General features: G+C 40.8%; 23 protein-coding genes. 21 read left to right on the forward strand and 2 right to left on the reverse strand.

Features of this window, described 5'->3' with window-relative positions; all coding sequences use genetic code 11:
* The first annotated feature begins 6 nt into the window (after positions 1 to 6).
* The 21 genes from parC to HED61_RS08670 all read left to right on the forward strand — a co-directional run bounded on the left by parC (position 7) and on the right by HED61_RS08670 (position 23,069).
* Positions 7 to 2,469 (forward strand): DNA topoisomerase IV subunit A, encoded by a 2,463-nt coding sequence (gene parC / locus HED61_RS08570; RefSeq protein WP_103299919.1) that lies wholly within the window; start codon positions 7 to 9, stop codon positions 2,467 to 2,469.
* 269 nt (positions 2,470 to 2,738) lie between these two features.
* Positions 2,739 to 4,967 (forward strand): formate C-acetyltransferase, encoded by a 2,229-nt coding sequence (pflB, locus tag HED61_RS08575; RefSeq protein WP_003126991.1) that lies wholly within the window; start codon positions 2,739 to 2,741, stop codon positions 4,965 to 4,967.
* 20 nt (positions 4,968 to 4,987) lie between these two features.
* Positions 4,988 to 5,197 (forward strand): hypothetical protein, encoded by a 210-nt coding sequence (locus tag HED61_RS08580; RefSeq protein WP_219645273.1) that lies wholly within the window; start codon positions 4,988 to 4,990, stop codon positions 5,195 to 5,197.
* Positions 5,197 to 5,496 carry a hypothetical protein gene (locus tag HED61_RS08585; protein ID WP_234981371.1) on the forward strand — a complete coding sequence of 100 codons (300 nt, stop codon included), beginning with the start codon at positions 5,197 to 5,199 and terminating at the stop codon, positions 5,494 to 5,496. Before HED61_RS08580 ends, HED61_RS08585 begins: the two co-directional genes overlap by 1 nt.
* Before the next feature lie 114 nt (positions 5,497 to 5,610).
* A complete protein-coding gene (gene pflA / locus HED61_RS08590; RefSeq protein ID WP_003126995.1) occupies positions 5,611 to 6,366 on the forward strand; it encodes a pyruvate formate-lyase-activating protein in 756 nt (251 codons plus the stop codon).
* Positions 6,367 to 6,452: 86 nt separating this feature from the next.
* Positions 6,453 to 7,379, forward strand: a complete 927-nt coding sequence (locus HED61_RS08595) for a manganese-dependent inorganic pyrophosphatase (RefSeq protein WP_103299920.1) — start codon at positions 6,453 to 6,455, stop codon at positions 7,377 to 7,379.
* A gap of 181 nt (positions 7,380 to 7,560) precedes the next feature.
* A complete protein-coding gene (locus HED61_RS08600) occupies positions 7,561 to 8,367 on the forward strand; it encodes a DUF1803 domain-containing protein (RefSeq protein ID WP_103299921.1) in 807 nt (268 codons plus the stop codon).
* A 187-nt stretch (positions 8,368 to 8,554) separates the two neighbouring features.
* Positions 8,555 to 8,998 (forward strand): hypothetical protein, encoded by a 444-nt coding sequence (locus HED61_RS08605; protein ID WP_103299922.1) that lies wholly within the window; start codon positions 8,555 to 8,557, stop codon positions 8,996 to 8,998.
* 69 nt (positions 8,999 to 9,067) lie between these two features.
* The gene (locus tag HED61_RS08610; protein ID WP_005472313.1) at positions 9,068 to 9,478 is read left to right on the forward strand and encodes a hypothetical protein; all 411 of its coding nucleotides are present in this window, start codon (positions 9,068 to 9,070) and stop codon (positions 9,476 to 9,478) included.
* A 304-nt stretch (positions 9,479 to 9,782) separates the two neighbouring features.
* Positions 9,783 to 11,660 (forward strand): 1,4-alpha-glucan branching protein GlgB, encoded by a 1,878-nt coding sequence (glgB, locus tag HED61_RS08615; protein ID WP_029486951.1) that lies wholly within the window; start codon positions 9,783 to 9,785, stop codon positions 11,658 to 11,660.
* A gap of 146 nt (positions 11,661 to 11,806) precedes the next feature.
* Positions 11,807 to 12,949: a glucose-1-phosphate adenylyltransferase gene (locus tag HED61_RS08620; RefSeq protein ID WP_003127006.1), complete on the forward strand. Its 1,143-nt coding sequence runs from the start codon at positions 11,807 to 11,809 to the stop codon at positions 12,947 to 12,949.
* The gene (glgD, locus tag HED61_RS08625) at positions 12,939 to 14,090 is read left to right on the forward strand and encodes a glucose-1-phosphate adenylyltransferase subunit GlgD (protein ID WP_005472316.1); all 1,152 of its coding nucleotides are present in this window, start codon (positions 12,939 to 12,941) and stop codon (positions 14,088 to 14,090) included. Before HED61_RS08620 ends, glgD begins: the two co-directional genes overlap by 11 nt.
* Positions 14,087 to 15,517: a glycogen synthase GlgA gene (gene glgA, locus HED61_RS08630; RefSeq protein ID WP_005472317.1), complete on the forward strand. Its 1,431-nt coding sequence runs from the start codon at positions 14,087 to 14,089 to the stop codon at positions 15,515 to 15,517. Before glgD ends, glgA begins: the two co-directional genes overlap by 4 nt.
* A gap of 130 nt (positions 15,518 to 15,647) precedes the next feature.
* Positions 15,648 to 18,074, forward strand: a complete 2,427-nt coding sequence (locus HED61_RS08635) for a glycogen/starch/alpha-glucan phosphorylase (protein WP_156247306.1) — start codon at positions 15,648 to 15,650, stop codon at positions 18,072 to 18,074.
* Between the two features lie 102 nt (positions 18,075 to 18,176).
* The gene (locus HED61_RS08640) at positions 18,177 to 18,938 is read left to right on the forward strand and encodes a hypothetical protein (protein ID WP_029486949.1); all 762 of its coding nucleotides are present in this window, start codon (positions 18,177 to 18,179) and stop codon (positions 18,936 to 18,938) included.
* A gap of 402 nt (positions 18,939 to 19,340) precedes the next feature.
* Complete coding sequence (locus tag HED61_RS08645; RefSeq protein ID WP_219645271.1) at positions 19,341 to 19,910, forward strand: DUF2179 domain-containing protein; 570 nt, start codon at positions 19,341 to 19,343, stop codon at positions 19,908 to 19,910.
* A 78-nt stretch (positions 19,911 to 19,988) separates the two neighbouring features.
* Positions 19,989 to 20,948, forward strand: coding sequence for a cation diffusion facilitator family transporter (locus HED61_RS08650; protein ID WP_113849890.1), 960 nt, complete (start codon positions 19,989 to 19,991; stop codon positions 20,946 to 20,948).
* Between the two features lie 73 nt (positions 20,949 to 21,021).
* Positions 21,022 to 21,582 (forward strand): elongation factor P, encoded by a 561-nt coding sequence (efp, locus tag HED61_RS08655; RefSeq protein WP_003127013.1) that lies wholly within the window; start codon positions 21,022 to 21,024, stop codon positions 21,580 to 21,582.
* A gap of 65 nt (positions 21,583 to 21,647) precedes the next feature.
* Complete coding sequence (crcB, locus tag HED61_RS08660) at positions 21,648 to 22,016, forward strand: fluoride efflux transporter CrcB (protein ID WP_156247308.1); 369 nt, start codon at positions 21,648 to 21,650, stop codon at positions 22,014 to 22,016.
* A 2-nt stretch (positions 22,017 to 22,018) separates the two neighbouring features.
* Entirely contained in the window at positions 22,019 to 22,372 is a 354-nt protein-coding gene (locus tag HED61_RS08665; protein WP_005472325.1) for a fluoride efflux transporter FluC, read from the forward strand.
* 13 nt (positions 22,373 to 22,385) lie between these two features.
* Positions 22,386 to 23,069 carry a hypothetical protein gene (locus HED61_RS08670; RefSeq protein WP_005472327.1) on the forward strand — a complete coding sequence of 228 codons (684 nt, stop codon included), beginning with the start codon at positions 22,386 to 22,388 and terminating at the stop codon, positions 23,067 to 23,069.
* Positions 23,070 to 23,117: 48 nt separating this feature from the next.
* Here the strand turns inward: HED61_RS08670 and HED61_RS08675 are convergent, their stop codons facing one another.
* Entirely contained in the window at positions 23,118 to 23,438 is a 321-nt protein-coding gene (locus HED61_RS08675; protein WP_103299926.1) for a GIY-YIG nuclease family protein, read from the reverse strand.
* Positions 23,428 to 24,162 carry a tRNA1(Val) (adenine(37)-N6)-methyltransferase gene (locus HED61_RS08680; protein WP_003127019.1) on the reverse strand — a complete coding sequence of 245 codons (735 nt, stop codon included), beginning with the start codon at positions 24,160 to 24,162 and terminating at the stop codon, positions 23,428 to 23,430. The genes HED61_RS08675 and HED61_RS08680 overlap by 11 nt, the downstream gene beginning before the upstream one ends.
* Positions 24,163 to 24,268 lie beyond the last annotated feature (106 nt).

Below are 24,268 nucleotides of genomic sequence, written 5' to 3' on the forward strand. Positions count from 1 at the left end.
GATCTCTTGGAACATAAAAACAATATACAAGAATTAACATTAGAAGAAGTGATGGGGGACCGTTTCGGCAGATACTCTAAATATATTATCCAAGAACGGGCATTACCGGATATTCGAGATGGCCTAAAGCCCGTTCAGCGACGAATTTTGTTTGCCATGAATCAAGATGGAAATACTTATGACAAAGGATTTCGTAAGTCCGCAAAATCTGTAGGGAATATCATGGGGAATTTTCATCCCCATGGAGATTCCAGTATTTATGAAGCCATGGTCCGTATGAGTCAAGACTGGAAATTAAGACAAATCCTGATCGAAATGCACGGGAACAACGGGAGTATGGATGGTGATCCGCCAGCAGCTATGCGTTATACAGAAGCCCGTTTGTCTGAATTAAGCGGAGAATTATTGAAGGATATTGAAAAAGATACCGTTGAGTTAGTTTGGAATTTTGACGATACCGAAAAGGAACCAACTGTTTTGCCAGCAAAATATCCCAATCTGCTGGTCAACGGGTCGACAGGGATCTCTGCCGGTTATGCAACTGAAATTCCCACACACAATTTAAGTGAAGTCATTGACGGAACGATTTATTTGATTGATCACCCGAACGCCTCATTGGATAAATTGATGGAATTCATTCCAGGTCCAGATTTCCCAACTGGCGGCATCTTACAAGGAAAAGAAGAAATCAAGAAGGCATATGAAACAGGTCGCGGGAAAGTGATCTTACGTTCAAAGACTAGAATCGAAGATATCAAAGGCGGCAAACAGCAAATTGTCATCAATGAGATTCCTTACGAAGTCAATAAAGCGAATCTGGTCAAAAAAATGGATGAGATTCGTTTAAACAAAAAAATCGATGGGATTGCCGAGGTCCGGGACGAAACGGACCGTACCGGTTTGCAAATTGTGGTTGAGCTGAAAAAAGATGCCAATGCTCAAGGAATTTTGAACTATCTATTTAAAAATACGGAACTGCAAATCAACTACAATTTCAACATGGTAGCCATCGATGAAATGCGGCCGCAGCAAGTCGGGTTGAAACATATCTTAGAAAGTTATGTGAAACACCGTCGGGAAGTCATTGCTAAGCGGAGCCGCTATGAGCTGAAGAAAGCGCAGAAACGTCAGCACATCGTTGATGGGTTGATGAAGGCTCTTTCGATCCTCGATGAAGTGATCGCGACAATCCGCAGCAGTAAAGACAAAAAAGATGCAAAAAATAATCTGGTCGTTCAGCATGGGTTTACAGAAGAACAGGCAGAAGCCATTGTAACATTGCAATTGTATCGCTTGACTAATACAGATATCACGCAATTACAGGCAGAAGCCCAAGAATTAGCTGAAACGATTCGCGAATTGACGAAAATTTTGAATGAAGAAACGGAATTATTAAAAGTCATCAAAAAAGAGCTAAGAGAAATCAAGAAGAAATACCACTCTGATCGGTTGACCGAGATTGAAGCAGAGATCCAAGAAATCAAAATCGAGACCCAAGTACTTGTCGCCCAAGAAGATGTTGTGGTAACTGTTACGACAGATGGCTATGTCAAACGCAGCAGCTTGCGGTCTTATGGCGCTTCTAAGCCAGAAGAGTTAGGCATGAAAGAAGGCGATGCACTGCTTTATAGCGGGCAAGCAAGCACATTGGATCATTTGTTGCTGGTGACCAATAAAGGGAACGTCATTTATCGCCCCATTCATGAGTTGCCGGATCTCAAATGGAAAGATCTAGGGGAACATATTTCGCAAACAGTAATGAATCTAGCGACCGAAGAAACCATTTTAGCTGTATTCACCTATCAAGAACTTGATCCGCAAAAGAATTTCGTGCTGATTAGCAAAAACGGTATGATTAAACAAACAAGAATGACAGAATTTGAACCTTGGCGTACGTACAAGAGTCGGCCATTGACTATGATGAAACTAAAAGATGAGGCCGATGAACTTGTCAACGTGTATTTAGCGGATCAAAATGAGCCCTTGGATGTCTTTCTAGTTAGTTATCGTGCTTTTGGCCTACGCTATCCATTAGCCGAAGTGCCTGTTGTAGGACCAAAAGCTGCTGGAGTCAAAGCGATGAATCTTAAAGAAGATGATCAGATCGTCAATGGATTATTGGTTTACTCGGAAGGAGATACGCCTGTAATCATGGTCACTCAGCGAGGGGCGGTCAAACGAATGCTGGCTCAAGAAATCAGTCAGTTAGGACGAGCGAAACGAGGACTGATGGTTCTCAGAGAGTTAAAGAAAAATCCTCATCGGATTGTTTATATGGGAAGCGGTGAAAACCAATCCCTGATTTTGACTACTCAAAAGGGGCAAATGATCGAGATCGAGACGAATCAAATCCCAATCAATGACCGGACATCGAATGGGTCCTTTGTTACCGATGAAAAATCCGGTGGCTTGATCCATGAAGTTGCTCGAGTGATTGATCCTGCGATTCAAGAAGATTCTGTACTATAAGTTAAATGTAAAACACGCATCTGTACCAATACAGACGCGTGTTTTTTTCTATATAATTAATTTTTCACATTTTCAAAAAAAGGACTTTAATAAAAAATTCACATTTAAAAAACGTTGATTTAAAAGCTGTTTCGTTGCATTTTATGTTTTAATAGCTAATTTTGTTAAAAATAATTCTTGTAAATGCTTGCAATGCAAACGCTTTGTGTTATACTATTCACGTAAAGCTGTTACACTTAGTGAACAGAAAATTTAAGGAGGTCCATCAAATGGAACAATGGAATGGATTTAAAGGAAAAACTTGGAAAGAAGAAGTTAACGTACGCGACTTCATCCAAGAAAACTACACACCTTATGACGGAACAGACGAATTTTTAGCTGGCCCAACTGAAGCAACTACAAAGCTTTGGGATCAAGTTATGGACTTGAACAAGCAAGAACGTGACGCTGGCGGCGTTTTAGACATGGATACTAAAATCGTTTCAACGATTACTTCTCACGGCCCGGGCTATTTGAACAAAGAGTTAGAAACAGTTGTCGGGTTCCAAACAGACAAACCTTTCAAACGCAGCTTGCAACCGTTCGGCGGTATCCGAATGTCAGAACAATCAGCAGAATCTTATGGGTATGAAATTGATTCTGAAGTTTCTCACATCTTCCGTGACTACCGTAAAACACACAACCAAGGTGTATTTGATGCGTACACTCCTGAAATCAGAGCTGCACGCCGTTCTGGTGTTATCACTGGACTTCCTGATGCTTATGGTCGTGGTCGTATCATCGGTGACTACCGTCGCGTAGCATTGTATGGTGTGGATTACTTGATCAAAGAAAAACAACAAGACTTGTTGTATTGCGGCAATGGCACGATGTCAGACGATATCATTCGCCAACGTGAAGAATTAAGTGAACAAATTCGCGCATTAAGCGAATTGAAAGAACTTGGTACAATCTACGGGTTTGATATTTCTCAACCTGCACAAACTGCAAGAGAAGCATTCCAATGGTTATATTTAGGCTATCTAGCAGCCATCAAAGAACAAAACGGAGCAGCAATGTCTCTAGGACGTACGTCAACTTTCTTGGATATCTATGTAGAACGCGACCTTAAAAATGGCGTGATCACAGAAGAAGAAGCACAAGAAATCGTTGACCATTTCGTAATGAAACTTCGTCTAGTGAAATTTGCTCGTACACCTGAATACAATGCATTATTCTCTGGTGACCCAACATGGGTTACAGAATCAATCGCCGGGATGGGTGAAGACGGACGCCACATGGTAACTAAAAACAGCTTCCGTTTCTTGCACACACTAGCAAACTTGGGACCAGCTCCAGAACCAAACTTGACTGTTTTGTGGTCAACACGCTTGCCACACAACTTCAAAACATTCTGTGCGAAAATGTCTATCCAAACATCAGCAATCCAATATGAAAACGATGATGTAATGCGTGGACATTGGGGCGATGACTATGGAATCGCATGTTGTGTATCTGCTATGCGCATTGGTAAACAAATGCAATTCTTCGGTGCTCGTGCGAACTTGGCGAAAACGTTGTTGTATGCAATCAATGGCGGGGTCGACGAAAAATCAAAAGCGCAAGTGGGACCTAAATTCCAACCAATCACTTCAGAATATCTTGATTACAATGAAGTAATGGAAAAATATGACACAATGATGGACTGGATTTGTGATTTGTATGTCAATACATTGAACATTATCCACTACATGCATGATAAATATTCTTATGAACGAATTGAAATGGCCTTACAAGATACAGATATCTTGCGTACGATGGCTACTGGTATCGCAGGATTCTCTGTAGCAGTTGACTCATTATCTGCTATCAAATATGCGAAAGTCCGCACAATTCGTGACGAAAACGGCATCGTTGAAGATTACGAAATCGAAGGCGACTATCCTAAATATGGAAACAACGATGATCGCGTAGACGATATTGCTGTTAACCTATTGAAAACTTTCATGAAGAAAGTAAAACGCACAAAAACTTACCGTAACTCAAAACATACAACATCGATCTTAACGATCACTTCAAACGTCGTTTATGGTAAGAAAACAGGGAACACTCCTGACGGACGCCGCGCTGGTGCGCCATTTGCCCCAGGTGCGAACCCAATGCACGGCCGCGATACACACGGTGCGTTGGCTAGTCTTTCATCTGTTGCGAAATTGCCATATGACTATTCATTAGATGGTATTTCAAATACATTCTCAATCGTACCTAAAGCATTAGGACGTGACGACGAAACACAGCAAGAAAACCTAGCAACTATGTTGGATGGTTATGCAGCAAAAGGTGGTCACCACTTGAATATCAATGTATTCAACCGCGACACATTGCTTGATGCACAAGCGCATCCAGAAAAATACCCACAATTAACAATTCGTGTATCAGGTTATGCAGTTAACTTCATCAAGTTGACAAAAGAACAACAAGATGACGTTATCGCTCGTACCATGCACGAAGCAATGTAATAGCAAAAAAAAGGCGGCGGATGGAACATTCCGCCGCTATTGTTATGAATCACTGCGACTGCGAAGCAGAGCAGATGATGAATACGGGGAACGAAGAGACCGTAGTAACCGAAGTCCGAAGGGAATCACTGCGACTGCGAAGCAGAGCAGATGATGAATACGGGGAACGAAGAGACCGTAGTAATCAAAGTCCGAAGGGAATCACTGCGACTGCGAAGCAGAGCAGATGATGAATACGGGGAACGAAGAGACCGTAGTAACCAAAGTCCGAAGGGAATCACTGCGACTGCGAAGCAGAGCAGATGATGAATACGGGGAACGAAGAGACCATAGTAACCAAAGCCGAAGGGAATCACTGCGACTGCGAAGCAGAGCAGATGGTGAATACGGGGAACGAAGAGACCGTAGCAACAAAGCCGAAGGGAATCACTGCGACTGCGAAGCAGAGCAGATGATGAATACGGGGAACGAAGAGACCGTAGTAACAAAGCCGAAGGGAATCACTGCGACTGTGAAGCAGAGCAGATGATGACAAGCGTAGTTTGTTCATCAAACTATTGCCTCACTGCGAGTATGGGCGAGGAATCAATGGAATAAAACGATGCAACTTTATTTTTAGTTTCTTCAAGAAAGGAAGAGCAACATGTCAGTAACAGGACATATTCATTCAACAGAAAGTTTCGGATCAGTGGACGGACCAGGTATTCGCTTTATTGTCTTTATGCAAGGATGCCGGATGCGTTGTGAGTTTTGTCATAATCCAGATACTTGGAAAATCGGTGCCGGTATCGAACGGACGACAGATGACGTACTGGAAGAAGCACTCAAATATCGAGAATTTTGGGGAGAAAAAGGTGGGCTGACTGTTAGTGGCGGAGAACCATTGCTTCAGTTGGACTTCTTGATCGATCTTTTCCGGAAAGCCAAAGCTGCAGGGGTGAACACCACCTTAGATACGTGCGGAAAACCTTTTACTCGGGAAGAACCTTTTTTTAGCAAATTTCAAGAGTTGATGACTGTCACTGATTTACTATTATTTGATATCAAGCATATTGATAATGATGCTCATAAGAAGCTGACCACACAATCCAACGACAACATCTTAGAAATGGCAAAATACCTTTCAGAAATCAATAAGCCAGTCTGGATCCGTCACGTGCTGGTGCCATTCAGAAGTGATTATGATGAGTTTTTGATCCGTTTAGATGCGTTTATCAAGACGCTGAATAATGTAGATAAAGTAGAGATTTTACCTTATCACACAATGGGTAAATATAAATGGGATGAATTAGGGCTGAAGTATCCACTGGAAGGAATTGAGCCGCCAACACAAGATCGCGTGAAAAATGCAAAAGAGTTGCTTCATGTCGATGACTATAAAGGTTATCTTACCCGTTAACAAGCGTAAAGAAGATAACTATTGATTCTTTCCTATTTTTTGCTATCATTAGAAAGTGGAAAATGAATGAATTAGGAGCGATCATTATGTCGAAAATATTAGTATTTGGACACCAAAATCCTGATACAGATGCTATTGGAGCAGCAATTGCTTTTGCGCACTTGCAAAAGGAATTAGGAAAAGATACCGAAGCAGTTGCTCTGGGAACACCAAACGAAGAAACGCAATTTGCTTTGTCTCATTTTGAACTTGAAGCCCCGCGTGTGATTGAGCAGATTGAGGCTGGTTCAGAAGTGATGCTTGTGGATCATAATGAGTTTCAACAAAGTGCAGAAGGGATAGCAGAAGCTGCCATTTTAGCTGTAGTTGACCATCATCGTATCGCCAATTTTGAAACTGCAAACCCTCTCTACTACCGTGCAGAACCTGTTGGCTGTACGAGTACGATCGTGTTGAAATTATACCGTGAGGCAAATGTAGAGATTCCCGCAGCTATTGCCGGAATCATGTTGTCAGCGATCGTTTCAGATACATTGTTGTTCAAGTCACCTACATGTACTGAGGAAGATATCGCCGCTGCAAAAGAGTTAGCAGCAATTGCTAATGTGGATTTAGATGCGTACGGTCTGGATATGTTGAAAGCTGGAACAAATTTAACAACCAAAACGGCTGCTGAGTTGTTGGATCTAGATGCAAAAAGTTTTCCGATGGGTGGAAAAAACATTCGTATCGGTCAAGTAAATACAGTGGATTTGAATGAAGTGTTTAGCCGCCAAGAAGAGCTAGAAACAGCAATGAAGGCCGAAAATCAGGCAAAAGGCTATGACTTGTACTTATTAGTCGTTACTGATATTTTGAACAGCAATTCTGAATTGCTAGTGATTGGAGAGCCAACTGCACCGGTTGAAGCGGCGTTTAACGTTGTCTTGACAGCAAATCGTGCATTCTTACCTGGGGTTGTTTCTCGTAAAAAACAAGTTGTGCCGCAATTAACTGAAAGCTTTAATAACTAATAGCTGACAGGATAATACGGGCAAAAAAGATGAACATTTGAATTTGTCGGACAATCAGCAACTGCAGTCCTTTCACTGTAATAATGAAAGGTTTTTGGCTAGCAGGGAAGCTTAAGATTGTCCGGCTATTTTTGAATGGGAAGACGGCCCTTCTACTGGGAATGGAAAGAGAGCGAAAGACATGGAATTTTTTTATAGTAGTCATTATCAAGGAATTCAGAAAATTATTGATTCAGAGTTGTTCTTAAAACTGATTCTTTTCTTGAAAAAACAACAAAAACCACCAATCTTAAGAGAATTAAAACAAAATTTTCCAGAGAAAAATTTTGAAAAAATACTTGATCAGTTGATCGATGCTGGGATCATTAACCGTAAGGATCGTCGCTATCAAGTGGCATTTCCTATCTATTCCACACAAGATCAGCAGAAGAGTCGTGAACGTTGGCAACTACCTAATACGATAATTTCAGAACAGTTGGCGTTCATTTTACAAGCGGAAATCATGAGTGACCAACGCTTTTTCTATGCTTGTGAGGAAGGGGTGGTACAAGGATTCATTTATCGGCTAATCCATGAGTCTTTCCAGCTTATTTCTCTTTCCCAAGAAAAATGGCCAGCAACGATTCCCGCTTTTTTTGCAGCAAATCGACAACTACTGTCATTGCCAATCTATCAGAAGCTTTTGTATTTGCTAGGGGATGTTGATGAGGCCTATTACTTGGATCAAATCAGTGTCATTTTTGAACGGGTGGCAAAACAGCGAAAAATCCGGCCAAGTATTTTTCTGACATCCCTCATAGAAGGAAATATTCTTCAGTCAGAACAGGGCTTTGATCTTCCTGTTGTTGATCCTGCGTTTCTCACTGAGCAGAATGGGTCATCGATGGAAGGATTGTCCGAATTTGATCGGCGTACATTTTTAGCAGATTATCTTGGAAAAACATCTAATCCGCAAACAATTCTCATCACGGAAATGATAAAATTTTAATAAACGTTCAGAAACACAAAAGATAAAAAAGAAAGAATTCGTTAAAACCCTCTTTGGGATAACGTTTTCTTTCTTTTTTTGCATTTTTTATTATTTGAAAATGATTAGAAAATAACGAGCGTATTAATTGATTGTTCTCATTTGAGGTGGTATGATAACTTTAGAATTTTGAAAGGGGGCGTAAAAATTGGAAGGAATCAAAGCATTTCATACAGAAGTGATTGAAGAAACAAGAAGCAAAGCAGAGATGATCACTTTTGTTTCGATGGCGGAAATTGAGCATGCACGAAAAGAACTTTGCGAAGCCGGTATTGAAGAAAGCCGCTTTTCTGATGGAGAATTAATTTTTGCACTTAAACAAAAAAATGAATGTCAAGCAAATACAATCGTACCAATCGTGATCGACTGGTTGTTAATGAAAAACTATTTATTGACTCCGGCCCAAGCTGTTCGTTTTTTGACGAATAAATTAGGACAGACAGAATCAGTATCTTTGAAAGCATTAGGAGATCTTGAGTTTGACGGGGATGGAAAATACTTTTTGATTGCCTGTCAATCAATGAATAAGCAATATGAAAAAGTGTATAAAGTATATACAGATGGACAAGTGAAAGAACTTTGGCGGGCATGATCCTTTTTAGGATCGAGAGAAAGGTCATGCCTGTCTCTGAATGGATTAATCAAAGGTTGTGAGTCTCAGGTGAAATCAAATCAAAGAATCGTCTTTGCAAGTAGCCATGTGTTTATTTTTATTCTTAGTATGGTGTCGGCACTTTTATTTATTTTAAAAGTTCCTAACACATTTAATGCAAATCAAATTTTTTCAGAGAATATACATTTTTCAGACACAGTCTTTGATGTGGTCACAAGGCTTTTTTTATTGGGCATCTGTAGTTTATATACAACAGTTGCCAGCTTCTGGTCTTTTCGTTCTTGGCCTTATCTTTCAGCCGGAATTGGGATCGCTGCGGTCATAACGGCTTTCCAGATGAAAGTTCAATTCCATCCATTTTTGTTTGCTTTATTTTTGATCGTCGGTTTGTTTCAAGTAAGTGTCGCTTCTTATGTCGCTTTTGTTTCCAAAAAAAGAAGCAGCACTGAAACAGGTTGAACCAATCGTGTTCAAGCTGTTTTTTTTCTGCCTTAAATCTTTTGATTATAAGCAGAGGATCGAAATACAACGAATCAGGAATAGGAATTGTTCTATTCCGGCAATCGCCAAGGCTTTTACGTTACGAGATCTTTAATTTATGCTATTCTACATATAGGAGCAGCAATGCTAAATTAAAGCCATCTACCCTGAACTATTTTCCCAGTGATCTTCCTAATATTCTGTTTTTAGATGGAAGATTGATTGGCTGAAAAAATAGGGTTGATCTAAGAGGAGGTTTGACATACGAGTGGAAAATGAGCAAATGATTACAGCAGAGAAGCAGTTTACGACCGGTGAAAATTTTTATTCACAGCATCTTTTAGGTGCACATCGTATGAAAGCAGGCTATGTTTTTCGTGTCTGGGCGCCAAATGCGCAAAATGTCTGGCTAGTAGGTGATTTCAATCAATGGGATGACTCTTTGCCGATGACGAAACGCTCCGAATCGGGGATTTGGGAAATTACCACCAATCAGCCTCAAGAAGGACAGCATTATAAATTCAAGGTCAAGCAAGCCGACGGCCGTGAAATCATGAAAATTGATCCATATGCAATTTATTTCGAAGAACGACCTGGAACGGCTGCTGTCTTGTACACGGTGCCGGCAAAAAAATGGCGTGATGGTTTGTGGCAAGGCCGCAAAAAGCGTCAAAATCAATTTAAACGACCACTTAATATTTATGAAGTCCATGCAAGTTCTTGGAAACACCACGCAGATGGAACCCCTTATCGTTTTTCTGAATTAAAAGATGAACTCATTCCTTACCTCAAACAAATGGGCTACACCCATATTGAATTTATGCCATTGATGGAACATCCATTAGGCACATCGTGGGGTTATCAATTGATTGGCTATTTTGCGCTCAGCGCTTATTACGGCACACCAGAAGAATTTCAAGATTTTGTTGAAGCCTGTCACTTGGAAAATATCGGTGTCCTAGTTGACTGGGTGCCGGGCCATTTTTGTGTCAATGATGATTGTTTGGCTTACTATGATGGAACGCCGACATTTGAATATCAAGATGCCGATCGTGCAAAAAATGTTCGTTGGGGAGCAATCAATTTTGATTTAGGCAAACCACAAGTACAAAGTTTCTTGCTATCCAGTGCCCTTTTTTGGATCGAATTTTATCACATCGATGGGATTCGCGTGGATGCGGTTTCGAACATGATCTACCGAGACTACGACCAGGGTGTTTGGCAACCAAATCATGAGGGGGGCAATCGAAATTATGAAGGTTATTACTTCTTGCAGAAATTAAATGCAGTCGTGAAACTGGCGCATCCAGAAGTGATGATGATCGCTGAGGAAAGTACCTCAGAAACGAAAGTTACAGGCCTGATTGAAGAAGGGGCTCTTGGATTTGATTATAAATGGAATCTGGGCTGGATGAACGATGTCCTGCGTTTTTACCAAATGGATCCAATCTTCCGTAAGGATCATTTGAGTTTGTTGTCTTTTTCATTCATGTACCGCATGAATGAAAACTATATATTACCCCTTTCCCATGACGAAGTCGTCCATGGCAAACGTAGCTTAATGCACAAAATGTGGGGAGATCGTTACAAGCAATTTTCACAATTAAGAAATTTGTATACCTACATGATGACCCATCCAGGGAAGAAACTGCTGTTTATGGGCAGTGAGTGGGGACAATTTTTGGAATGGAAATATGATCACGGGCTTGAATGGGTCGATTTATCAGATGAACTAAATCAGCGTATGCAGCAATTTACAAAGACACTAAATGAACTGTATAAACAGGAGCGCTCATTGTGGGAAATCGAAGATAAAGAAGAATCGCTGGTAGTCATTGATGCTGATAATTTAGCGGAAACAACATTGACCTATTTGCGACAAGGTAAAACCAAAAAAGATTTCGTGATCGTTGTATTGAATTTGACACCTGTTGAACGCCACGATTTCGCCATTGGCGTTCCGTATGAAGGGACCTACCGTGAAGTATTGAATACCGAACGCGATAGTTTTGGCGGGACTTGGACCCAGAATAATCAAGACCAACAAACAGAAGCGATTCCATTCAAAGAATATCCTTATCAAATCAAAACAATTTTGCCAGCACTTGGGGCATTGATTATAAAACCAGAAAAGATTCAAATCAAACGCAGGAAAAAATGAAAGGGGGGAGGAGCTGGCTCGAAAGTCCAATCGAAGTGATAACGTGAAAGGTGATATCGAAAAGAAGGCTTTTTGAAAGAAAAGCATTCATATCGAAAATAACACCGGCATCGTGAAAGAGATTGGCTTTTTAGCGGCTCAAGAAAATGAAAACAGAGATGTTAGCGATGATCCTCGCAGGAGGACAAGGCACACGTTTAGGGAAGTTGACCAAAAATATTGCGAAACCTGCAGTACCTTTTGGTGGTCGGTATCGTATTATCGATTTTACATTAAGTAATTGTGTCAATTCAGGGATTAAGAATGTTGGTGTGGTGACACAGTATCAACCTTTGGCATTGAACAGTCACATTGGAAACGGATCAAGTTGGGGGTTAGATGGTATCAATACCGGAGTGACGATTTTACAACCCTACTCAAATTCTGAAGGTGGAAAATGGTTTGAAGGAACAGCTCATGCGATCTATCAAAACATTGCCTACATTGATGAAATGGACCCTCAATATGTATTAGTATTATCCGGTGACCATATCTACAAGATGGATTACGAAGAAATGCTGGAAAAACACAAAGAAAACGATGCGTCTCTTACTGTTGCAGTGCTAGAAGTGCCAATGAAAGACGCTTCCCGCTTTGGTATCATGAACACAGATAAAAATGACCGGATCATTGAATTTGATGAAAAACCAGCAGAGCCAAAAAGTAACTTAGCTTCAATGGGAATCTATATCTTTGACTGGGCTCGCTTACGCAGCGTACTGTTAAGCAATTATACAAAAGACGGCGAAATGGTCGACTTTGGGAAACACGTGATTCCATCTTACTTGGAAAGTGGCGACAATGTATTTGCTTATCGTTTTTCAGGCTATTGGAAAGACGTGGGTACCATTGATTCTCTTTGGGAAGCTAATATGGAATTTATCGATCCACAGATGGAACTGGGAATCCGTGATAAAAATTGGCAAGTCTTCTCAAAAAATCCGATTGCTCCTCCTCATTTCATTACAGAAACAGGTTCTGCAAAAAATTCGTTGATCATGGATGGTTGCTATGTTGCTGGAGATATTGAACATAGTATTTTATCAGAAAATGTTCAAGTCAAAGAAGGAACCAAGATCACAGATAGTGTGGTCATGCCTGGAGCAGTCATTGGGAAAAATGTAACACTAAAACGCGCGATCATTGGAGAAAATGCAGTGATCGGTGATGATGCAGTCATAGACGGAACAGATGAAATTGCTGTTGTTGGTTATTCTGAAGTGATAGGAGTGACGATTGATGAGAACTAATAAAATGTGTGCCATTTTAGGCAATCTGCACCGCTACAAAGAACTGATGCCCTTAACGGAAAGTCGTCCGTTGTCGACGCTATTGTTTGATTGTAAATATCGTTTGCTTGATTTCAACTTGTCAAGTATTGAAAATGCAAATATCAAACAAGTGTATATGATTTTTAATGAAGGAGAAACACAATCCGTATTTGACCATATCGGTGGCGGGAAAGAATGGAACCTAGATGGTGTTCAAAACCGTTTCTTCATTCATTTGTTCCAAGACTCATTAAAACAGCAAGCTGCTGGTCAAGAGTATTACTATAACGTGATCGATTATTTGGAAAAATCTAAATCAGAGCATACGGTTTATATGGGCAGCAATATTTTATGCAACATCGATTTGCGGGCGTTGCTGAAAATCCACCAGTTACAGAATAAAGAAATGACGGTCGTTTATAAACGAATCAGCAGTGATAACGTAAGTGACAACGACTTGATCTTTTCAGTTGACGAAGAAGGCCATTTGAATGAAGCTGTCCAAGCGAAGAAATGCGAGACAGAAAGTATGGTCAATCTTTGCACTGATATCTTCATCATCAAAACAGACCGCCTGATCCAAGCTTTAAAAGAAGGACAAGCTGTAGGTGCTACTCCAGACCTAGGTCGTTTCTTGCGGGAACGAATCTCTATCGAAAATACTAGCTTGTATGAATATACTGGTTATTTAAGCAATATTTATGATATTCAATCCTATTACCAAACCAACATGGATATGTTAGATGTCCACAAATTTACCTCATTGCTTTACTCAAATCAAAAGATCTACACCAAGCTGAAGAATGAAGTGCCAACCTATTACGCTGAGACTTCGGATGTCAAAAATAGTCACTTTGCTTCTGGTTGTATCGTAGAAGGATCTGTCGAACGGTCACTTGTTGCCCGCAGAACAACGATTCATCCGAATGCCCATGTCAAAGACACGATCATTTTTGGGAATAATGAAATCAAGGAAGGTGCTGAAGTTTCCTATGCTATTCTCGATAAAAATGTTGTGATCGCAGAAGGTGTCAAAGTTAGAGGAACCAGTGACGCACCGATCGTCGTCAAAAAAAATACCCATGTCACTGAAGATCTAATTGGAGGAGCAACGGCATGAAGGTACTATTTGCCGCAGCAGAATGCGCGCCATTTTTCAAGACAGGTGGACTAGGGGATGTCGTGGGTGCATTGCCCAAAGAACTTGTCAAAAAAGGGGTAGAAACAGTCGTGGTTCTGCCATTCTTTACTAAAATGTCAGCCGACTATCAAGAACAGCTGGAAGATTGTTTTTCATTTGAAGTCAATGTGGGTTGGCGTAAGCAATATTGTGGGTTGAAGAAACTAGTTCTCAATCGTGTTACCTACTATTTTATCGATAATCTGTACTATTTTGGTCGTGATAATTTATACGATTATTATGATGATGGCGAACGTTTTGCCTTCTTTCAACTAGCAACTATCGAAATGATGGAGAGAATCGATTTTATTCCTGACGTGATTCATGTGAATGATTACCATACAGCAATGATTCCTTTTCTTCTGAAAGAAAAATATCATTGGATCAATGCTTATCAGAATATCCGCACCGTTTTGACGATTCATAACATTGGCTTTCAAGGATGGTATAGCAAAGATATTTTACCGGACTTGTTTGGCATGGGGACAGAGCGTTACGATGACGGGACATTACGATTAAATGACTGTTTGAATTTCATGAAAGCAGGTATTTTATACGCAGATCGTATCACAACAGTCAGTCCTTCTTATAGTGAGGAAATCAAAACACCAGAATTTGGTTGCGGACTTGAAGTCATTCTAAGAATGGAATCTGGGAAACTGCAAGGAATATTGAACGGAATCGATTATGAAACCAACGATCCCGCAACAGATCCATTGCTGCCCTATCATTTTACTTCCGATGAAATGTCCGGTAAAGCTGCAAACAAGCAAGAATTGCAAAAGATGCTGGGGCTGCCAGCGCGTGATGTTCCTCTTATCACAGTGGTCAGCCGCTTGACTACACAAAAAGGTTTTCATCTTGTAATGCCAGAAATGGAAAACTTATTGCAATTTGATGTTCAATTTGCGCTGTTAGGAACGGGAGAACCGGAATTTGAAGAAGGATTCCGTTACTTTGCTGCAAAATATCCAGAAAAATGTGCTGCGGTGATTTCTTTTGATATTGGACTGGCGCAAAAAATGTATGCCGGAGCGGATCTGTTCTTGATGCCTTCTGCTTTTGAACCTTGCGGGCTTTCACAAATGATCGCCATGCGTTACGGGACATTGCCAGTCGTGCATGAGATTGGCGGACTAAAAGATACGGTAGATTCATACAATCCAATCACTCATCAAGGCACCGGATTTGGTTTCCAAGAGTTCACGTCATTTTATTTGATGAATGCAGTGAAACAAGGAATCCTGCTTTATCAAGACGACCAGCAGACGTGGAAATCTTTGCAAGCACAAGCCATGAATAAAGATTTTAGCTGGGACATTAGTTCCAATCAATATATTGATCTCTACCAAGCGATCAAAGTATAATCAAGTATAAGACAGAAGTATTCATTAGTCTGAAAGTAGAGCGGGTTTGACAGAACGACCTAGCGACAAGGGCGATTGGTGCTTCTGTCCTTTTTCATACAAATTGATAGTCATAAAGGAGTGAATTGTAATGGAGAAAGCTACCTTGCAAGAATTATTAGAAACCCGGTTGAAAGATATTTTTTCGATCGAGATCGCAGAAGCTTCACCGCAAGAATTGTTTTTAGCTTTAGCTAACGTGGTCAAGAGCTGCTACGCGAATGATTGGAGCCAGACACGAAAAAATCTGCTCGTTGAACAGCAGAAACAGGCGTATTATTTCTCAATCGAATTTTTACCTGGAAAACTGTTGAAAAGTAATCTACTGAATTTAGGGTTGCTGGATACTGCGGAAGAGCTCTTCGAAGAGTTATCCTTTTCATTAGATGAAGTTGCTGAAGTTGAAAAAGATATGGCATTAGGAAATGGTGGACTGGGACGATTAGCTTCTTGTTTCATGGATTCTTTGGCTTCATTAGGGTTGCCAGGAAATGGGAACGGCATCCGTTATAATTATGGCCTTTTTAAACAAAAGTTTGTAGATGGGCATCAAGTAGAGCTGCCTGACGACTGGTTACGTGCCGGAAATGTCTGGGAGGTTCGAAAGGAGAGTAAAGCCGTGGATATCCAATATGGCGGCGAAGTGTACTTGATTGAAGACGAGAATGGGAGGCTGCGTCCTGAACGGCATGGTGGGTATGTTTGGCGTGCGGTTCCTTATGATACCGGAATGGTTGGCTATCAAAATGATATGATCAATACATTACGTTTGTGGAGCGTTGAGGTTCCTGCAGCGGAAGAAGCCAACTATGCAACCATTGAATCTCGTCGTTCTCTAGAAGATCTGACCGCTGTCTTGTATCCAGATGATTCTAATGAACGAGGCAAGAAGACTCGACTTATGCAAGAATATTTCTTTGTCTCAGCAGGCATTCAAAGTATTGTTCGCTACTATTTAAAATTGAATCATCCGCTAACGATGATGAGTGAAAAAATTGCTATTCATATCAATGATACCCACCCTGCATTATGTGTATCCGAATTGATGCGGTTATTGTTAGATGATCATGATTTGCCATGGGAACAAGCATGGGCAATCACAGTGAAAGTCATGAGCTATACCAACCATACGATTATGGCTGAAGCTTTAGAAAAATGGCCGATTGATCTATTCAAAGAAGTTATTCCTCGGAATTACCAAATCATTGAAGAAATTGATCGTCGTTATCTTGAAGAGTATGCAGAGGTTCACGAAGCTGCCCTTCTTAATCGGACGCGTATTATTATTGATGGCCAAGTCCATATGGCGCATTTAGCGATTATTGGCAGCCATAGTGTCAATGGTGTCGCAAAGCTTCATTCTGATCTGTTGAAATCCGTTGTCCTACATGATTTTTATTTGATATTCCCAGAACGGTTCAATAATAAAACCAATGGGATCGCACAACGTCGTTGGATGCAGTTAGCCAATCAACCTTTATCAAAGGTGCTTGATATGACTATCGGCAAAAGTTGGCGCCATAACCCACAAGACTTGCAATTATTGAAAAATTACCAAGAAGATCCAACAGTATTGCAACGTCTAGCAGATGCAAAACTGACCAACAAACAAGCGTTAGCTGAATATATTCAGCAGACAACCGGGATCGAAGTTGATCCAACCGCGATATTTGATGTCCAAATCAAGCGGCTCCATGCGTATAAACGACAATTGCTGAATGTGATGCATATTTTGAAACTTTACTTTGACTTGAAAGATGACCCTCAGGCACCGATTCATCCGCGGGTATTTATTTTTGGAGCGAAGGCCGCACCTAGTTATCATTATGCGAAAGCCATTATTAAAGTGATCAATGAAGTAGCTAACCTGATCAATCATGATCCGACAATCAATGATAAGCTGAAAGTCGTCTTTTTGGAAAACTACAATGTCACATTGGCTGAGCGGATCATTCCCGCAGCAGATGTCAGTGAGCAAATTTCCTTAGCATCAAAAGAAGCTTCCGGTACTAGCAACATGAAGCTGATGTTGAATGGGGCAGTCACGATCGCGACATTGGATGGCGCGAACATTGAGATTCGAGATGCAATCGGAGATGAGAACATTGCCATTTTTGGATTAACAGAAGAAGAGGTCTATGCTTATTATGCCCAACAAAACTATTCTGCGTATGCGTTTTATGAAGAAGATCCTGTGCTGCAACGAGTTGTGAATGCATTTATTGACGGAACGATCCCAAATATAGAAAGAGAAGGTCGGGAAGTGTTTGATTCACTATTAAAATATAATGATGAATACTTCTTGTTGAAAGACTTCAAATCTTATTGTGATGCCCAATATCGCGTGGATTTAGCTTATAAAGACCAACAGCGCTGGCAAGCGATCAGCTTGATGAATATTGCGAATGCCGGCAAATTTTCCGCAGATTATACGGTTCAAAATTATGCTGATGACATTTGGCAGATCGAACCATTGTATGCACATGTCAAAGAGCCAAATTCAGCTAGTCTGACGTAATAATCTATTGCACTTGGTCATTGAATATTCCCAAAAGGCACCACAGCTTTCGTGAATTATTCACTGAAATATGATATGATTATAAAAAATCGCAACCAGAGGATGAGTGAATTGGCAAATTATTTAGATGTGAAACGCAAACATTTCCGTTTTCCAGCATATGATGATCAAGAAGGTGTAAAGCTGCAGTCCGAACACAAGGAAGTTTTCAGTCAGTCTGATGATTGGATTTTGACAGAAATCAAGGATCAACCTAGCACGAGCAGCAAAGAAAAGGATTCTGCTCACTCATTGCGTCGGAAAGTTCCTTCCAGTCACCCCAATTACGGTCATAGTGTGCGGCAAAAAGAAGAATTAGCGCAACATCGGGCAAATTTACCAAGCTATGGAAAACGACCTTTGCAGGAAAGTACACCTACCGGCAAAACAAATCTTTTTGGCAATGATCAACGACGTGCTTCTTATAAAGTGACGAGTAAAGCAGAACGGGCTGAAACGCCAACACCGACCAAGAAAGAGTATTCTGGGCGATCTTATTTTGTTCCCAAATACATTCCTGCATCGATCATCCCTGAACAAGAAAAAGAAGAGATCACTTCACAAGAACTGATGGATTCAATGGAGAAACCCCGCGAATCCTATTTGCTCTTTGATACTGAGCCAGCAGCCTACCAAGTAAAAGAAGGCGATGATCCCACGGTCAGAAAGTTCAATCGACCGCAATCTGTAGGCATGACACGGCGGGAATTTCGCGGCATGAACAAAAAAAACGGCGATAAGCGAGCTGTTCTGGATCGTTCCTTAGAAGGAATGATCGAAGAGGGGCAGTCAGAAAGCAATAAAAATGGCTACTTTCGCTCTTGATGAGTAGGACAACTGAAATAAGCAAAGGCACTCGTGAGAATCTCTCGCTCAACAAGCAGTTGGGAGTTATTCGTTAATAAAACAAGGATAATGATTTAAACAACAAAGAAAGCAACTATCTGAATTGTAGATGAAGCTGTGGCGCTAGCTTGCTGGATGAAGTAAGCTGACAAAACCAGTCGCTATCATCTGTGATTTGGATAGTTGTTTTGTGCTTCAGAATACCGCTAGTCTTTTCAAAAAATATCAAGAAAGCTGAAGCGACAATTTCCGTTAAAGAAGCGGCAGCTGTCCTCCTTGTTTTTATTTGTTGAAAGAAAACGGTGACTAACAGATGGCAACTTCTCAATTATTTTCACTTTTGAGAAGCATTTGCTATTCTTAAAAGAGGAGGGATACGGGATGGAAATTGATTTGCAAATGTTAGCGATGATCTTCTTTATCAATATGGCTTATGTCACATTGAATACAATTCGTTTTTTATTGACGATGAAAGGGTATCGGCTGATTGCACCGCTGGTCAGTATGGTCGAGATCACGATTTATATATTAGGATTGTCGATGGTATTGGATCGCTTAGACAATCCATTGAACCTACTGTTTTATGCATTAGGTTACGCCGCAGGAGTTAGTGTTGGAATCAAAATCGAAGATCAGCTAGCTTTAGGCTATACGATGGTCACGGTGATTTTACCGACGAATACAGATGAAGAAAAGAATTTGCCAAAAATTTTACGCCAAGAAGGATATGGTGTTACTCAAAGTTACGGAGAAGAATTAGAAGGTCCGCGATTGATCCTTGAAATTCTCTCACAACGCAAAAGCGAGAAGAAACTGTTTCAAAAAATCAAACAAATCGAAGAACGGGCCTTTATCATTAGCTATGAGCCCAAATATATTTCTGGCGGCTTTTGGACGAAGAAAATCAGTCGGAGAGAAGCTCGGGTCAAAAAAGAACAAAAAAAGGAATAGCTCTTTTTCTCTCCTGTGCGACGGTCCTTTTTTGAGATATAATAGGCAAGAATTTGGTTTGGAAGGAAGCGAATTTGAATGGAAAAACAAGCAAACGGCATGATGGCGGTGATAGCAGCACTCATCTCGAATATTTTAGTTGCCATCAGCAAGTTTGTCGGCTACGCATTGAGCGGCAGTGCGGCGATGTTGAATGAAAGTATTCACAGCGTGGTCGATTGCAGCAATCAAATCTTTCTGTTGATCGGTGATAAACGAGCAACGAAAGGGCAAAGTGAACTTCACCAATTTGGCGAAGGACGCGCGAAATACTTCTTTAGTACGATCGTAGCGATGATGCTGTTTTTTGGTGGGGGCGCTCTAGGTGTAATGGAAGCTTTTGAAAAGCTGCTGCATCCTGCTCATGAAGTTGGTAATACTTGGCTAGTGATTGGTATTTTGCTTTTCGGTTTAGTTGTAGAAGGTAGTTCTTTGTGGATCGCGATCAAAGAAATTCGGACCTTGAACGTAGAAAAGCAGCCTATTTATCGGTTTTTGAAAGAAAGTCGCCATAGTGAGATCTTGATTATCTTTACCGAAGACTTTTGTGCAGTGATTGGCTTGATTTTGGCAATGGGTGGAACGATCTTGACAATGGTCACTGGCAATGCGTTTTTTGATGCTTTCAGTGGCTTGCTGATCGGTATTTTGTTGATGATTGCTGCTATCTTTTTGGCACGAGAATTTTACAGTTTATTGATTGGCGAAAGCGTGACGAAAAGAGATCTTGTACTGATCAAAGAAGCCTTTGATCGTCCAGATGTCGATCGATTATTGGATATCAAAACCGTTCATTTAGGTCCTGCGGAAATCTTAGTCGCTGCCAAAATTGATATCACAGCAAAACAAGAGGAGATCGGTTATCAAATCATTAACGAGATCGAAGCAAAGATCCGCAGCTTCATGCCGGATAAAAAAATGTATATTTATATTGAAACGGATGAGTATGATCCTCATTATATGGAGAAACGGCGAAAACTTGTCCGATCACAAGACTGATTTTTGTAGAACAAAGCCAGTTTTTTTGATACAATAGACAAGGATTATCTAAGACGAAGGAGAATAAACCATTATGATCAATGCAAGTGATTTAAGAGCAGGAATGACATTCGTGCAAGACGGCAAACTAATCAAGGTATTAGAAGCCAGCCATCATAAACCTGGTAAAGGGAATACAGTCATGCGTATGAAATTGCGCGATGTTCGTTCAGGTTCAACCTATGATACAACATTCCGTCCAGAAGAAAAATTTGAAAAAGCTCATATTGATACGAAAGCTGTTCAATATTTGTATACTATGGACGATACAGCGTTCTTCATGGACTTGGAAACCTATGAACAATATGAAATTCCGGTTGAAGTTGTAGAAGAAGAAATGAAATACATTCTGGAAAACATGGAAGTGAAGATCCAATTCTTCGGCAGTGAAGTGATTGGGGTTCAATTACCATCATCAGTCATCTTGAAAGTTGTTGAAACACAACCGTCAATCAAAGGTGCGACTGTGACTGGCTCAGGTAAACCAGCAACGATGGAAACAGGTTTGGTCGTCAATGTACCTGACTTTATCGAAGAAGGCGAATCTCTAGAAATCAATACTTCTGAAGGTACGTACATCAAACGCGCGAAATAATCATTTTCTAGAAGAGCCAAGGTTTTATGAACTTGGTTCTTTTTCTTTTAGAAAGAAGGATCAACATGAATGTACTTGTTGTGGCATTTTTTGCATTTTTTGGCGGCATGGCACGCTATTTTCTTGCTTCGGAATTGCCGTCTTGGGGCATCTTCCCTTTAGGCACATTACTGGCTAATTTTATTGGCTGTTTTATTTTTAGCTTTTTAGTCAAGCAGATCATGACGAAAAGACAATTGAATGGACGTTTGATCTTGGGCATGGGGACCGGATTTTGCGGTGCTTTGACGACTTTTTCATCCTTTGCACTTGACACGGTGCAGTTGCTGCAAAAGCAAGCCTATGGGTTAGCGGCGGGGTATTTGATCCTGTCGATTTGCGGCGGGTTATTTTTTGTCTGGTTAGGCGAAGCCCTCGTTAGAAAGCAGGTGTAAGTATGGCATATATCGTTGTAGGAATTGGTGCAGCCATGGGCGCTGTCCTGCGTTATGGTATCAATCGTTATTTTGAACGAAGACCACATCCTTTTCCCAAAGCCACTTTGCTGATTAATTTATCTGGTGCGTTGATACTAGGGATTCTTGCCGGTCTTCAGATTGATCAACACTTGTATCTTTTGCTTGGAACAGGGATCATGGGCGGTTATACTACTTTTTCAACAATGACGATTGAATTATTTACATTGCTAAAGACCAATCGCCAGTACTTTTATCTTTATTTTTTCAGTACGTACATTGTAGGATTGACGGCTAGTTTTATTGGGTTGATGATAGGTGCTTATTTGAACTGAAAAGGAGTAGACGATGATTGCATTCATGTCAGCAGAAATGTGGCTTAAAAGTGAGTTTTTTTATTATTCAATCGTTCCGGTTTTATTAGTCGTTGGATTAGTGGCGCTTTTACTTTTGCTGATCCTTTTGTTGTATCGGGAGAACCGGCGGCAGGGTTTGATCTGGCTGCCTGTCGTAGTTTTGTTGCTTTGCGGCGGCGGTTTCTTGTTAGGAGATCATTTTTTTCACGACTTTAAAAATGACAATGCACAAATTACGCCAAATATCCGCGATCGGGAAAAACGCTTTATCGGATATAAATATTATGATCAGAGCACGTTGGCGGCTTATCAGCGAATCCAAAGTGAAGCCATTCCTTCTCTGGGGATCTATCAAGCAGAACCGGTTAGCCGAGAAATCCAATTTCTGGGTATTGCGCACAACTCTGTGTATTTCAAACTAGGAGAACAGTATTACTATTTGCGCCAAGAGCCAATCTTTGCGAAACAAGAACAAGCTGAGCTGCAAGGTGTCCAATACCATCTGATTGAGTCCGCTTTTGCAGACATCGGTTTTTTTACAGAAACAAACAATTATTTAACAGCCATCGTTTTGCCTGAGAGCAAAAAAGAGTTAGTCTATGAATCCATTGATGGGATCTTGCCAAAAGAGTTTGGCAAAAGTCAAACAGCTTGGGCAGTCCCTGGAAACCAATAAAAAATGTCATTACATGAGACAAAAGGATAGGTGAATCATCCGATTCATCTATCCTTTTGTGATGTCTTTACTTCCCATTGAAGATTGAGCATTCAAAACATTTTTTTCTTTCTGTTCAGTCAAATAACGTTCTTTGTGTTTGCGCACCAGTTTTTTAAAGGCAGCTTCCGCTTTTGTGGCTTCACTACGGGTAGCAAAACTTTCCGCATGGATCATTTGTAAGGGGCGACGACTAGCTGGATGAGTGTACTTTGCTCCAATGCCTTGATTGTGTTGATGCAGGCGGCGTATCAAATCTGTGGTATAACCACCGTAAAAGGTATTGTCTTTACAGAGCAATACATAGAAGTAATGCGTATCAGCTGCCATAAAGCATCCGACTCACTTCCTCACTGTAGCTCCCATCCGCATGATAAGTGATCAGCGGTGAGGCAATCTTGAAACCATCAGCTTTACCATCCTTGATGCCCTCGATCAATAGGATATTCGCGTCTTTCCCTGCTTTGGGATAGACGAAACGGACACGTTTGGGTGCGATTCGATATTTTCTCATGCAGTCTAAAATATCCAAAAAACGATCAGGTCGGTGAACCATAGCAAAGCGCCCATTCATTTTCAGCGCTTTACTGGCTGTGTAGACCACCTCGTCTAATGTGGTCTCGATTTCATGGCGAGCAATCGCCAGATAAGGATTGGGATTTTTAACAGCAGTGGGAACATTTTTGAAATAGGGCGGATTACAGACCAAGAGATCCACCGAGTCCGGTTTGATTTTGGTAAAGATGTTTTTTAAATCCATTGGGTAAACCGTTATTTGTTCCTCAAGCCCATTCAAGCTTACACTGCGTTGGGCCATATCAGCCAGCCGATCCTGCAGCTCGATCTGGTAAATATGAGCCGAAGTTTTACGGCTGATAAACAAGCCGACTGCACCATTTCCAGCACACAGATCAACGATTCGTCCCCGTTTGGGAATCGTTGGGAAGTTAGCTAGCAAGACGGCATCGAGGGAGAAAGAAAAGACCTCGCTGCTTTGGATGATTTTGATATCTTCCGCATATAATTGATCTATGCGTTCGTTTGATTGCAACATGAAAGCATACTCCTGTTCTAATTCATTTCCTTTGTATTATACTACGATTAAGAATAATCGGAAACGACAAAAAAGGCTTGTCATTTGAAGCGTTTTTTTGCATACT

Source organism: Enterococcus gallinarum (genome assembly GCF_021496385.1).
Lineage (GTDB): Bacteria > Bacillota > Bacilli > Lactobacillales > Enterococcaceae > Enterococcus_D > Enterococcus_D gallinarum.